This window comes from Azospirillum tabaci (genome assembly GCF_014596085.1).
Taxonomy (GTDB): domain Bacteria; phylum Pseudomonadota; class Alphaproteobacteria; order Azospirillales; family Azospirillaceae; genus Azospirillum; species Azospirillum tabaci.
The window spans coordinates 38271-51650 of sequence record NZ_JACCJY010000036.1 but is presented as its reverse complement, the minus strand read 5'-3'; the positions used below and the strand labels follow the sequence as shown (position 1 = coordinate 51650).

At 68.5% G+C, this 13380-nt stretch carries 8 protein-coding genes; 4 read left to right on the top strand and 4 right to left on the bottom strand.

Translation table 11 applies throughout. The annotated features are described in order from the left end of the window. Positions 1–4: 4 nt before the first annotated feature. Positions 5–1027, top strand: coding sequence for an ABC transporter substrate-binding protein (locus H0B54_RS25265; protein ID WP_188262616.1), 1023 nt, complete (start codon positions 5–7; stop codon positions 1025–1027). A gap of 9 nt (positions 1028–1036) precedes the next feature. Here the strand turns inward: H0B54_RS25265 and H0B54_RS25260 are convergent, their stop codons facing one another. Together H0B54_RS25260 and prfB are read right to left on the bottom strand one after the other, a co-directional pair. Then, the gene (locus H0B54_RS25260; RefSeq protein ID WP_094306366.1) at positions 1037–1345 is read right to left on the bottom strand and encodes a peptidoglycan-binding domain-containing protein; all 309 of its coding nucleotides are present in this window, start codon (positions 1343–1345) and stop codon (positions 1037–1039) included. A gap of 230 nt (positions 1346–1575) precedes the next feature. Next, a protein-coding gene (gene prfB / locus H0B54_RS25255) for a peptide chain release factor 2 (protein WP_103041137.1) occupies positions 1576–2698 on the bottom strand; the annotation gives its coding sequence in 2 pieces (ribosomal slippage) (positions 1576–2628 and positions 2630–2698; 1122 coding nt in all). Positions 2699–3028: 330 nt separating this feature from the next. Here prfB and H0B54_RS25250 point away from each other — a divergent pair. Both H0B54_RS25250 and H0B54_RS25245 read left to right on the top strand, forming a co-directional pair. Then, the gene (locus H0B54_RS25250; RefSeq protein ID WP_188262615.1) at positions 3029–4468 is read left to right on the top strand and encodes an MBOAT family O-acyltransferase; all 1440 of its coding nucleotides are present in this window, start codon (positions 3029–3031) and stop codon (positions 4466–4468) included. 13 nt (positions 4469–4481) lie between these two features. Next, entirely contained in the window at positions 4482–5438 is a 957-nt protein-coding gene (locus H0B54_RS25245) for an SGNH/GDSL hydrolase family protein (RefSeq protein ID WP_188262614.1), read from the top strand. A gap of 71 nt (positions 5439–5509) precedes the next feature. Here the strand turns inward: H0B54_RS25245 and H0B54_RS25240 are convergent, their stop codons facing one another. Together H0B54_RS25240 and H0B54_RS25235 are read right to left on the bottom strand one after the other, a co-directional pair. Then, positions 5510–8020: a penicillin-binding protein 1A gene (locus tag H0B54_RS25240; RefSeq protein WP_188262613.1), complete on the bottom strand. Its 2511-nt coding sequence runs from the start codon at positions 8018–8020 to the stop codon at positions 5510–5512. A 266-nt stretch (positions 8021–8286) separates the two neighbouring features. Further along, positions 8287–9594, bottom strand: a complete 1308-nt coding sequence (locus tag H0B54_RS25235; protein WP_246472804.1) for an N-acetylmuramoyl-L-alanine amidase — start codon at positions 9592–9594, stop codon at positions 8287–8289. A gap of 584 nt (positions 9595–10178) precedes the next feature. On the opposite strand from H0B54_RS25235, the gene H0B54_RS25230 reads away from it, so the two are divergent. Continuing rightward, complete coding sequence (locus H0B54_RS25230; protein WP_188262611.1) at positions 10179–13298, top strand: Rne/Rng family ribonuclease; 3120 nt, start codon at positions 10179–10181, stop codon at positions 13296–13298. Positions 13299–13380: the final 82 nt, after the last annotated feature.

Genomic DNA, 13380 nt, shown 5'->3' with positions numbered 1-13380 from the left:
GAGAATGACCGTCGTGCGTTGGAGCCGCCGTTTGGTTCTGGGTGCAATGGGTGCTGCGGCCCTGGCGCTGGCCGGAACGCCCGCCGCCGAGGCGCAGGGGCTGGAGAAGACCTCCATCGGCGTGCTGGCGCTGGCCTCCTCCGGCCCGATCTTCATCGCCAAGTCCAAGGGCTATTTCGAGAAGGAAGGGCTGGACGTCGATCTGAAGATGTTCACCTCGGCCCAGCAGGTGCCGGTGGCGGTGGCCTCCGGCGACGTCGATTTCGGCGTCACCGGCCTGACGGCCGGCTTCTACAACCTCGCGGCCAAGGGTGCCGTCACCATGATCGCGGCGCAGAGCCGCGACGAGCCGGGCTTCCAGCTCAGCGCCTATGTGGCGACCAAGGCGGCGCACGACGCCGGGCTGACCAAGCCGGCGGACCTCAAGGGCAAGCGCATCGCCATCACCACCGTGGGCTCCACCTTCCATTACATGGTCGGCCTGCTCGGCCAGAAGCACGGCTTCACGGTCAAGGACGTGACCATGGTGGCGATGCAGGACGTGCCGAAGATGGTCGCCGCCTTCAAGGGCGGTCAGGTGGACGCGGTGATCGCCCCGGTGACGGTCGCCCGCCAGCTCGCCGCCGAAGGCTCCGGCACCATCCTGGGCTGGGTCGGCGACGAGACGCCGTGGCAGCTCGGCGCCCTCTTCACCAGCCCGAAGACCGTCGCCCAGCGCCGTCCGCTCGCGGAGAAGTTCGTCAGCGCCTATCTGACCGCGCTGGCCGAATACCACGCCGCCTTCAACGCCAAAGACGCGTCGGGCGCCATCGTGAAGGGTCCCGGCTACGACGAACTGCTGGCGATCATCGCCGAGGCGACGAAGCAGAAGCCCGAGGTGGTCGCCGCCGGCCTGCCCTATGTCGAGCCGAAGGGCAAGCTGCTGGTCGACGACGTCATCAATCAGGTGAAGTTCTGGCAGTCCGAAGGTCAGGTGGACAAGGCGCTGGACGCCAAGTCCGTGATGGACCTGACCTTCGTGAAGTGAGGGCAGATTTTACCGCTTGCCCGGTCCGTAGATCTTCGGCTGGGAGAAGTTGATGTGGTCGAGAAGCTCCTGAGTCGGACAGCCGTCCACCGGGAGCTTCGCGGCCTTCTGGTAGGCGCGGATGGCGGAGCGGGTGTTGGGGCCGATCTTCCCGTCGATCGCGCCGGGACGGAATCCTTGCTCGGTCAGGGTCTTCTGGATGCCTTCGACATAGGCGAAGTACATGTCCGGCGTCATCGAGTCCGTCGGGCAGGCGGCGTAGGCCGGGGACGCGAAGGCCGTGGCGGCCAGGAAGGCGGCGAACAGGCTGCGGTTCATGGTCTCTCTCCGTTTCTTGTTGCGGAGATCAACAACGCAGAGGCCGCGTTTCTTCCCAAGGGGTAAAAATAGGGCCAAGGGGTAAAACTAGGGCCAAGGAATAAAAAAAGGGGGTGCCTTGCCCCCTCCCCGGCCCTCCCCCGCTTCGCAGGGGAGGGAGGATCAAGTCCCCTCCCCTGCGGCAGCGGGGGAGGGTTAGGGTGGGGGCAAGACCTACCCCCAAACCGCACTCACGCCGCGGCGTCGTCGCTCTGCCCCTTCAGGCGGGCGGCCAGAGCCGCCTCCAGGAACATGTCCAGGTCGCCGTCCAGCACCGCCTGGCTCTGCGAGGTCTCCACCTCGGTCCGCAGATCCTTCACCATCTGGTAGGGGTGCAGGACGTAGGAACGGATCTGGTGGCCCCAGCCGATGTCGCTCTTGGTCGCCTCAAGGGCGGCGGCGGCGTCCTCGCGGATCTTCAGCTCCCGCTCATACAGGCGGGCGCGCAGCATGTCCCACGCCTTGGCGCGGTTCTTGTGCTGCGAGCGCTCCTGCTGGCAGGCCACCACGATGCCCGTGGGCAGGTGGGTGATGCGGATCGCCGAGTCCGTCTTGTTGACGTGCTGGCCACCGGCGCCCGACGCCCGGAAGGTGTCGATGCGGCAGTCCTTCTCGTTGATCTCGATGTTGATCTTGTCGTCGATCACCGGAGACACCGAGACGGCGGCGAAGCTGGTCTGGCGGCGCGCCTGGCTGTCGAACGGGCTGATGCGCACCAGACGGTGCACGCCGGCCTCGGTCTTCAGCCAGCCATAGGCGTTGTGGCCGCTGATCTGCGCGGTGGCGGACTTGATGCCGGCCTCTTCGCCGGGGCTTTCCTCGAGCCACTGCGTCTTGTAGCCGTGCTGTTCCGCCCAGCGGAGGTACATGCGCATCAGCATCAGCGCCCAATCCTGGGCCTCCGTGCCGCCGGCGCCGGCGTTCACCTCGATGAAGCAGTCGTTGGCGTCCGCCTCGCCCGAGAGCAGGCTCTCGATCTGGAGCTTCGCGGCGCGGTCGCGCAGCGCGTAGAGCTGGGCCTCGGCATCGGCGACCACGGTCGCGTCGCCCTCGGCCTCGCCCATCTCGATCAGCTCCAGGCTATCGGACAGGTCGCGCTCAAGCGCGCGGTAACCGTTTACGGAATTTTCGAGCTGGGTGCGCTCGCGCATGATGGTCTGCGCGCGGGACGGGTCGTCCCACAGCTTGGGGTCTTCGGCGTGGGCGTTCAGTTCGTCGAGACGACGCAGCGCGTTATCCCAGTCAAAGATGCCTCCTCAGCAGCGCCAGCGATTCTCTAATCTCGCCGGCGGCCGCTTCGATCTCGGCCCGCATCGCAGTGCCTCCTCGTCAGCCAGAGTTGAACCAGTGTCTTGGCCCTTATGTAGCGGGTTGGAAGCGGCGTTGCACCCTCTTATTCCACAGGCGCTCCGGCTTCCGCGACGCTGGACCGATCCGGAACGGTAACCCGCCGGAGCGCCGCCCCGTCACCGGGACACCCGCCCAACCCACTCGGATGAAACCGTTTTTGCGCCGCAAAACCACTTTCGCGGCGCGAATAAGTGGCAGCCCCCCGTGATAGCGTCACCAACGTTCGTGCCCGTCCTTCGACGGGCGCGGACTGTCGGCGCCCCCGTTCTCCAACAACAATAGCGTGGCCCCCCGATGAACTTCACCAGCCTGGGGTTCCTGCTGTTCATCACGGCCTTCACGGCGGGCTTCATGATGCTCGCCAGGACGCGGCTGTTCACGCCGCTGCTGCTGGTGTCCAGCTACATCTTCTACGGCTTCTGGGATTACCGCTTCTGCCTGCTGCTCGCCGGCACGACGCTGCTCGACTTCTATTGCGGTCTGCGCATCGCCGACGCGCCGAACCGGGCCACCGCGCGCATCTTCATGCAGATCAGCGTGGCGACCAATCTGGCGATCCTGTTCTTTTTCAAATACTTCAACTTCTTCATCGACAGCGCGCAGGTGGCGCTGGCCTCGCTCGGCCTCGACGTCGGGCACCGCACGCTGTCCATCATCCTGCCGGTCGGCATTTCCTTCTACACCTTCCAGAATCTCAGCTACACGCTGGATCTCTATCTCGGCCATCTGGAGAAGCCGGAGCGGTCGCTGCTGCGCTACGCGACCTTCGTCGCCTTCTTCCCGCAGCTCGTCGCCGGGCCGATCGTCCGGGCGCGCGACCTGCTGCCGCAGATCCAGAACGGCCCGCGCCACGACGTCAGCTTCGCCTTCCGCTTCGCCGGGCTGGAGAAGATCATCTGGGGCTATTTCCTCAAGCTGGGTCTGGCCGACAACGCCGCCGCCGTGGTCGACGCGCGCTTCGCCCAGCCGGAGTTCTTCAACGCGCTGAACCACGTCATCGGTCTGATCTGCTTTTCGCTCCAGATCTACGGCGACTTCGCCGGCTACTCGCTGATCGCCATCGGTCTGGCGCAGATCTTCGGCTACACGCTCTGCCAGAACTTCGCCCGCCCCTACTTCGCCATGGGCATGAAGGACTTCTGGCGGCGCTGGCACATTTCGCTGTCCACATGGTTCCGCGACTACGTCTACATCCCGATGGGCGGCGGGCGCACCCACTGGCTGCGCATCCGCAACCTGACCATCGTGATGCTGGTGTCCGGCCTGTGGCACGGGGCCGCCTGGACCTTCGTCCTGTGGGGCGCCATGCACGCCACCCTGATGGCAGCGGAGGACGGCGTGCGCTGGCTGGCCAAGCGCAGCCCGCTGCGGCTGAGCGGCGCGCCGCTGGTGGCGGGCAAGCTGCTGACCGTCGGGCTGGTCTTCCTTCTGATCACGCTGACCTGGCTGCCCTTCCGCGCCGACGACATGCACACGGTGCGGACCATCCTCGGCATCATCGCCGAGGGCGATTTCAGCCTGCCGCGCGGCATGCAGCAGATGAGCTATCTGGTCCGCGTCGCCCTGTTCGGTCTCGTCGTGCTGATGATCGACGCGATGATCGAGTTCGGGGCCGGGCGCCGCTACGCCGGGGTCAACGTCGTGGTCCGTTCCGCCGGCTGCGCCACGCTGATCCTGATGCTCCTGCTCTTCGGCAATTTCGCCAACCGATCCTTCATCTATTTCCAGTTCTGAGGGAGCCCAAACCATGATCCGCCTTTTGGCCGCCATCGGACTGATCCTGGGCATGGTGGTCGCCATGGACCGCGCGGTGGCGTCCTGGATGGGCGACACGCTCCTCCAGTCGTCGGACCGCTTCATGACCGTCTACCGCAAGGGGCCGCCCGCCGACGTGGTGATCCTGGGCAACTCCCGCGCCGACAACCACTTCCCGGTGGAGGAGGTGCAGGCGCTGACCTGCGGGCGGGTGCTGAACCTGGGCATGGGCGGCGCCCCCACCACGGTCGGCGACCTGCTGTGGGAGGATTATCTCGACCGGCACGGCGCCCCCCGCCTGCTGCTGGTCGAGCCGACGAGCGTGGTCGACGATCCCAAGGCGCTCGCCGACCTGCCGCTGCTGGCCTACTACTCGGACCGGGTGGACGGCTTCATCCGGCAGGTCGACGCCACCATGTGGGCCTCCAACAAGCTGTTCAACACGCTGATCTTCAACAACAACCAGACGATCCGGCTGGCCTTCGACGGGTTGCACCCGACTGGCGACCGGACGCTGAGCGGCACCATGTCGCCCTTCTTCAAGGCCCAGCTCGAAAAGGCGCCCACGGAGCGGATGGAGGGCTTCCAGCCGAACTGGGACGCGCTGGACCGCATCATCGGCACGGCGCGGGAGAAGGGCACGCGGGTTGCCGTGGTCATCACGCCCTTCTTCCCCGGCTACATCGAGAAGGTGACCAACTTCGACGCCTTCTTCGAGGATCTGAAAGCCCGCCTGCCGCCCGACGTGCCGGTGATCGACGCCCGCCGCGACGTCGAGGACGAAGCCCATTTCGTGGACGCCCTGCACATCAACCAGGAAGGAGTCCGGCTGATGCTGGCGCGGATGGAGGACCGGCTGCGCCCGCTCGCCGACTGCCCCACCGATACGGCACCCGCCGACGCCATCGCCCAGCTCCGCACGGACACCCACACCGCCGCACGGCCCTGAAACTCCGCACAAAGGAAAAGCCCCGCCTCCCGAACCGGGAAGCGGGGCTTTTCTTTGCCGAACCGACTTGGTCAGTAGAGGCCGCCGGTGCCCACCGTCGCCGCCGAGGGCGGAGCCGCCGGAGCGCCCCAGCCGCCCGGCTGCTGCTGGGCCGCCGGATCGCCGCCGGGCACCCCACCGGTCCAGCCGCCGTCCGCCGCGTGGGCCGAGCCGTCCAGCACCATCTGTGGCTGGTCGGGGTTCGGCTCCGTGCCGGGGATGAAGGCCTCCCAGATCGCCTTGCGCTCGCCGGGCTGGGCGAGGCGCCCGTTCTCCGGGTTGACGCGGACGAGGCGCAGGCCGCGCGGCACGCGGAAGGGCGTGGCCGGCTGGTCCTTCAGCGCCACCTCCATCACGTCCTTGAACACCGGCACCGCCGCCGAGCCGCCGGTCTCCTTGGCGCCCAGCGAGCGCGGCTGGTCGAAGCCGATGTAGGTGCCGACCACGAGGTTGGGCGAGAAGCCCATGAACCACGCGTCATGGCTGTCGTTGGTCGTGCCGGTCTTGCCGGCCAGCGGCTTGCCCAGCGACAGCAGCTTCGTCGCCGTGCCGCGCTGGACCACGCCCTCCAGCATGGAGACCATCTGATAGACGGTGCGCGGGTCGTTCACCTGCTCCCGCGTGTCGGCGACGGCGGGAACGGCCAGCCCGTCGTTCCAGGCCACCTGGTTGCAGGAGGCGCAGGGGCGCGTGTCATGGCGGAAGACGGTCTTGCCGTTGCGGTCCTGCACCCGGTCGATGAAGGTCGGATTCACCCGCTTGCCGCCGTTGGCCAGCATGGCGTAGGCGGTGGCGAGACGCAGCACCGTCGTCTCCCCCGCTCCCAGCGACATCGGCAGATAGGGCTGCAGGTTGTCGGTGATGCCGAAATTCTCGGCCAGCGCCTTCACCTTGTCCATGCCGACGGCCTGGGCAAGACGGACGGTCATGACGTTCCGCGACTTCTCGATGCCGGCGCGCAGGGGCGTCGGGCCGTAGAACTCGTGGCTGTAGTTCTCCGGCCGCCAGATCGGCTGGCCGTGGCCGGGGTCATACTCGAACGGGGCGTCCATCACCAGAGAGGACGGGGTGAAGCCCTGGTTCAGCGCCGTCAGATAGACGAAGGGCTTGAAGGAGGAGCCCGGCTGCCGCATCGCCTGGGTGGCGCGGTTGAAGGAGCTCATGTGCGGGGAGAAGCCGCCGACCATGGCGAGCACGCGGCCGGTGTGCGGATCGAGCGCGACCAGACCGCCCTGCACCGCCGGAACCTGACGCAGGGCGTAGGTGCCCGGAGGCGGCTCCTTGCCCTTCTCGTCCTTGCCGGCGGGCTCCACCAGGATCAGGTCGCCCAGCTTGGCGACGTCGGAGGGGCGGCGGATCTCCGGGCCGAGCCGGTTGTCGTCGCGCTGCGCCCGCGCCCAGCGCAGCTCGGCCAGCGGCACCCGGCCGCGCGAGCCATCCGGCAGGCCGATGTCGAGCGCCGCCGCCTCGTCGTCCTTCAGCACCACCGCCAGATGCCAGCCCTCGGAGCCGGCGGGCGGCGCCATGGAGGCGAGCTTCTTCGCCCAGTTGTCGAAGTTCTCCATCTTGCCGACCGGGCCGCGGTAGCCGTGCCGGCGGTCGTACTGGACCAGCCCGGTGCGCAGCGCCCGGGTCGCCGCCTGCTGGAGCACCGGGTCCATCGAGGCGCGGACCGACAGGCCGCCCTCGTAGAGCGCCTGCTCGCCGTAGAGCTTCACCAGCTCGCGCCGGACCTCCTCGGCGAAATACTCCGACGTCACATACTCCTGCTCGTCGCGCTTGCGCACGACCAGGGGCTTGGACTGGGCGATCTTGGCTTCCTCCGGGGTGATGTGCCCGTCCTCGGCCATGCGCCCGATCACCCAGTTGCGCCGCGCCAGGGCGGCGTCGCGCTGGCGTTCCGGATGGTAGTTGCTGGGCGCCTTGGGCAGGGCCGCCAGATAGGCCGCCTCCTCGATGTCCAGCTCGTCCAGCGCCTTGTTGAAGTAGTTCAGCGCGGCCGCCGCCACGCCGTAGGAGCGGTATCCCAGGAAGATCTCGTTCAGGTACAGCTCGAGGATGCGATCCTTGCTGAAGGCCCGCTCGATGCGGATCGCCAGAATCGCTTCCTTGATCTTGCGCGAGAAGGACACCTCGTTGGTCAGCAGCATGTTCTTGGCGACCTGCTGCGTGATCGTCGAGGCGCCCATCGGCCGGCGGTCGCGGCCGAGATTCTCCACGTTGGTCAGGATGGCGCGGGCGATGCCGACCGGGTCGATGCCCTTGTGGTCGTAGAAGTTCTTGTCCTCGGCGGACAGGAAGGCGTTGGTCACGCGCTTCGGCATGGCGTCGATGGGGACGAACACGCGCTTTTCCGACGCGAACTCCGCCAGCAGGCGTCCGTCGCCCGCATGGACGCGGGTGGTCACCGGCGGTTCGTAGTTGGCGAGCTTGGTGTAGTCCGGCAGTTCGTGATCGTAATGGTCCAGCATGTAGACCAGCCCCCCCGCCCCGGCCAGGGCGAGGATCACGACGGCCATCAGGGCGGACAGAATGAAGCGCATGACGGTTCCCAGACAGGCATGGCGGCGGTCCCGCCGCCTTCGTCCGGGACAGAGACCGGGAAGACGCGGAACCATCCGATGGGCGGCATCCTACACCGCGAGAGGCGGCAGTCCGACTCCCTCGCAGCCATGTCAGGAAAATGTGACGGCCACAAGGCGCATGCAAGAAAGTGGTGATCGGACGAGGCGAATGCCCGCCCGCCTCCGCCCGCATGGCTGGCGCCGGGCCTACGTGCCCGGCGCGGCCGGTTTCGTTCGAATGGGCCTCAGCTCTTCTGCGCCCCGGTCAGCCATTTGAAATAGGCGTCGATGGTGCGGACCATGCCGCGGCCCAGCTTCTCCCGGTGGGCCGACTTGCTCAGCAGGCTCACGTCCTGGGGACTCGACAGATAGCCCATCTCGACCAGCGCGGACGGCATGTCCGGCGCGGTCAGCACGGCGAAGCCGGCCTGACGGTGCGGCTTGCTGGGGATCAGCTTGACCTCGCGGCCAAGATGCTCCAGCGCCATGTTGGCGAAGCGCTTGGAGTGGTTCATCGTGTCGCGTTGGGCGAGGTCGATCAGGATCGAAGCCACCAGATCGTTCTCGGAGGACAGGTCCATGCCGGCCAGCGCGTCGGCCCGGTTCTCCTTGGCGGCCAGCATCTCCGCCTCGCGGTCGGACGCCCGGTCGGACAGGGTGTAGATGGACAGGCCGCGCATGTTGGCGGAGCCGATGCTGTCGGCGTGCAGCGACAGGAACAGGTCGGCGTTGGACTCCCGCGCGATGGAGACACGGTCGCGCAGGCGGATGAACACGTCCTTGTCGCGGGTCAGCCGCACCCGGTAGCGGCCGCTGCCTTCCAATTGGCGCTTCAGCTCCCGCGCCATCGCCAGCGTGATGTCCTTCTCATAGACCCCGCCGACGCCGACCGCACCGGGATCGACGCCGCCATGGCCGGGATCGACGACAATCATCGGCTTTTCCGGCACCGGGGCCGCCCGCGGCGGGACCGGCGGCGGCAAAGCCGCGGCGACCGGCACGATGGGGTCCTTGCGCGCCGGCGGGCGGGCCGCCTCGCGGCTCACCGAGGCGGTGCCCGTGGTAACGGCGACCGGGGCGGAGGCGGCGAACTGCGCCGGGGTGGTGCGGGCGACGTCCAGGACGAAGCGCGGCTTGAAGCCGTCGCGCGGCGGGATGAGGTAGGACTCGACCACCCGCGCCGGCCCGTCGGTCTCCACCACGAGGCGGGAGGCGCCGCCGTCGCGCCCCTCGAAACGGTAGCGGGCGACCACACCCTTGCCCGCCATCACCGTGTTGCCGCCCGGCCAGCTCACGTCCGGCAGATCGACCACGACGCGGTAGGGCGAGCCGTGCACCGACACGGTGAAGGGCACCGAGTCGGTGAGTTCCAGAACCAGCCGCGTCTTGTCGGGATGCAGGCCCAGCCGCGCGTTCAGGACGGACACCCGCTCCTGCACCGGCGGCGGAAAGGGCAGCGCCGCGGTGGTTTGGGCCTGCGCCGGGGCGCACGGCAGGGCGACCGCCCCCAGAAGGGCGCCCAGCGCAGCGACAATCGCGAGCAATCGGGGCATCCGTTCCACCAGAAACCGCAAACCGGCAAAGCCAGCGGTCAGCTATAGCGCAGCGAAATCAAGGCGCTCAACGGTGGCGTCCGGGGGCGTGGCGGAATTGTCGGCGAGGGTGCCGTTCGTGCAACACTGCACCGGGCCGGTCCCACCCCGGCGGAATGCCGCCGAACCGGATGCGGTGGAGGGCAACTTTCGCCGAATTCCACGTTGTGCATGGTTGTGCATGGTTTCGTGCTTGTCTATGGTAGCTCTGCGACATACCGCGACCCACCAGCCCACTCTTCCGAGAGGTTTCTCTCCGGGGTGACTGTGAGCGTCGCCCGCGGACCCCCACGGCCGAAATTTACATCATCGGGCGCGGTCCGGGGCGTGACGCTTCTGGGTTGCCGGTGGATTGGGACGAAACCTCGAAGCTGGTGCCGGCCGCAAGGCTGTAACCCGGAGGCCGAAGCCCGACCCGTCCTGGCTGCTTCGTCAGCGCCGTTCGACGGGTTAGGGGCCGGTTCCGCAGGCTTCGCTCACAACGATGACGCGCCCTGGCGGCTTGTCCGTCGCGCGGGCGGCCTGGGGCGTCATGGGGATCTTGTATGGCCAAGCGCATGCTGGTGGACGCCACGCACCCGGAGGAAACCCGGGTTGCCGTGGTCAATGGGAACAGACTCGAAGACCTCGACTTCGAAATCGCCACCCGGAAGCAACTCAAGGGCAACATCTACCTTGCCAAGGTGACCCGGGTCGAGCCGTCGCTTCAGGCGGCCTTCGTGGAATATGGCGGGAACCGCCACGGCTTCCTGGCCTTCTCGGAAATCCATCCCGACTATTACCGCATCCCGATCGCCGACCGTGAGGCCCTGCTGGCCGAGGAACGCCGGCTGGAGGAGCAGGCCGAGGCCCGCGCCGAGGCCGCCGCCGACGGCGCCGTGATGGCCGAGCCGATCCGCCCGGAGATGGTGGTCGAGGAAAACTCTCCGATGCCCGGCTCCTACGCGGAGGCCGAAGGCGATGGTTTCGAGGGCGACATCCCGGCCTTCGCCACGGACGCCGGTTCGGATGAGGCCGCGGATTCGGAGGAGGCTCCGGAAGGCGCCGCCCAGGCTGAAAGCCCGGACGTCATCGGCGGGGACGAGGTCGAGGAGGCCCACCGCCGCCGCGCCCGCCCGTTGCGCAGCTACAAGATCCAGGAGGTCATCAAGCGCCGGCAGGTCATGCTGGTCCAGGTGACCAAGGAGGAGCGCGGAAACAAGGGCGCCGCGCTGACCACCTACCTGTCGCTGCCGGGCCGCTACTGCGTGCTGATGCCCAACACGGGCCGCGGCGGCGGGATTTCCCGCAAGATCACCAACCCCGCCGACCGCAAGCGTCTGAAGGACATCCTGTCCGACCTGGACGTTCCGGAAGGTATGGCGGTCATCCTGCGCACCGCGGGGCTGGAGCGCTCCAAGCAGGAAATCAAGCGCGATCTCGAATACTTGCTGCGCCTGTGGGACGACATCCGCGTCCAGACGCTGAAATCCTCCGCGCCCTGCCTCATCTATGAAGAGGCGAACCTCATCAAGCGCTCGATCCGCGATCTCTACACCGACGACATCGACGAGATCTGGGTGGAGGGCAGCGCCGGCTTCAACACCGCGCGCGACTTCATGCGCATGATGATGCCGAGCCACACCAAGCGCGTCATGCAGTACCAGGACGAGACGATCCCGCTGTTCCACCGCTATCAGGTGGAAACGCAGATCGACGCGATCCACAGCCCGGTCGTGCAGCTCCGCTCGGGCGGCTACATCGTCATCAACCCGACCGAGGCGCTGGTTTCCATCGACGTCAACTCGGGCAAGTCGACGCGCGAGCGCAACATCGAGGAAACGGCCTACAAGACCAACCTCGAAGCCGCCGACGAGGTGGCGCGCCAGCTTCGCCTGCGCGACCTCGCGGGCCTCATCGTGATCGATTTCATCGACATGGAGGAGCCCCGCAACAACGCCGCGGTGGAGCGCCGCCTGAAGGAGGCGATGAAGAACGACCGGGCGCGCATCCAGCTCGGCCGCATCTCCGCCTTCGGCTTGCTGGAGCTGTCGCGCCAGCGCCTGCGCCCGTCGCTGCTGGAAACCAACTTCGAGCGCTGCCCGCACTGCTCCGGCACCGGCGTCATCCGCTCGGTGGAGTCCGCCTCGCTGCACGTGCTGCGCGCCATCGAGGAGGAGGGCATCCGCAAGCGGTCGTCGGAGATCACCGTCTTCGTGCCGACCCGCATCGCGCTCTACATCCTCAACCAGAAGCGCGGCGAACTGACCAAGATCGAGGACCGCTACCGGTTCCGCGTCATGGTCCAGGCCGACGACACGCTGATCGCGCCGGACCTGCGGCTTGAGCGCGTGAAGGCCCGCACGCCGGAAGACGACGTGCCGCTGGTCAGCGCCGAGCGCGTGCTGGCCGAGACCGACCGCATCCTGGCCGCCGAGGCCGAGGAGGCCGAGGAGGAGGCGCCCGTCGTGGAAGCCGTCGAGGCCGAGGTGCCGGAGCGCGCCGAAGCCGCCGGGGAGAGCGAGGGCGACCGCCGCCGCCGCCGCCGCCGCCGCCGTGGCCGCGGGCGTGACCGCGAGGATGGCCGCGCGCCGTTCGGCGAGTCCGCCGAGGCGACCGAGGGCGACGAGGTCGAAGCCGATGCCGCCGATGCTGACGAGACGGCGATCGACGAGGAAGCGATCGAGCGCGCCCAGATCGAGGCTCCGGAGTTCGTCATCAGCGACGTCGATGTCGGCCCCGCCCACATCGAAGACGACGAGGACGAGGATGCCGATCTGGCCGCCTCCGAGGCGGACGACGGCGTCGACGCGTTCGAGCCGAACGGCGACGGCAATGGCGAGCGCAAGAAGCGCCGCCGCGGCAAGCGCGGTGGTCGCCGGCGGTCCCGCCAGCGCGAGGGCCTGGAGGCCGGCGAGGGCCTGCCCGCCGCCGAATCGGAAGATGGCGCCGAGGGCGAAGCGGAAGCCGAGTCCTTCCCGACCGCCGTCGAGGCCGGCCGCGCCGTCAACCCGCCGGAGCTGCCGGCGGACATGGAACCGGTCGAGTTCGACTGGGTCCTGACCAGCGCGGTGGCCGCCGAGACCGCTCCGGAAACCACGGCGGACACCGCCGCGGAGGTTCCGGCCGCGGAGGCTGCCACGGAGGAGGCTCCGGCCCGCAAGCCGCGCCGTGGCCGCGCCAAGGCGACCGCCGCGGAGGCTGCCGAGTCGGTGACGGCGGAGCCGGAAGCGGCCCCCGCCAAGCCGAAGCGCGCCGCGAAGGGCGCCGCCAAGGGTGGCAAGGCCACCGCGAAGGCCGTCGCCGTTCCGGAGGAAACCGCTCCGCAGCCGGCCAAGCCGTCGCGCAGCCGCAAGGCGAAGACCGCGGCCGTCGAGGCTGCCCCTGCCCCGGCGCCGGTTGCGGCCCCGGTCGCCGAGGAGGCGAAGAAGCGCCCGGCGCGCAAGCGCAAGACCGCGGCGGACGCTCCCGCCGAGGCCGCGCCCGCTCCGGCGCCGGTTGCGGCTCCGGTCGCCGAAGAGGCGAAGAAGCGCCCGGCGCGCAAGCGCAAGACCGCGGCGGACGCTCCCGCCGAGGCCGCACCCGCTCCGGCGGTCAGCGAGGCGCTGCCCGCCCCGGCCGACGAGCCGGCCAGCGCCAACGCCGCCCCGGAGGCCAAGCCGCGCCGGGGTTGGTGGAGCCGCTAAGCGCGCTTCATCGCCGTAAAGACTGGAAAAGGCGCCTCGCGGCGCCTTTTCCTTTTCCTGAGAACCGCGAAGGGTCCCGACC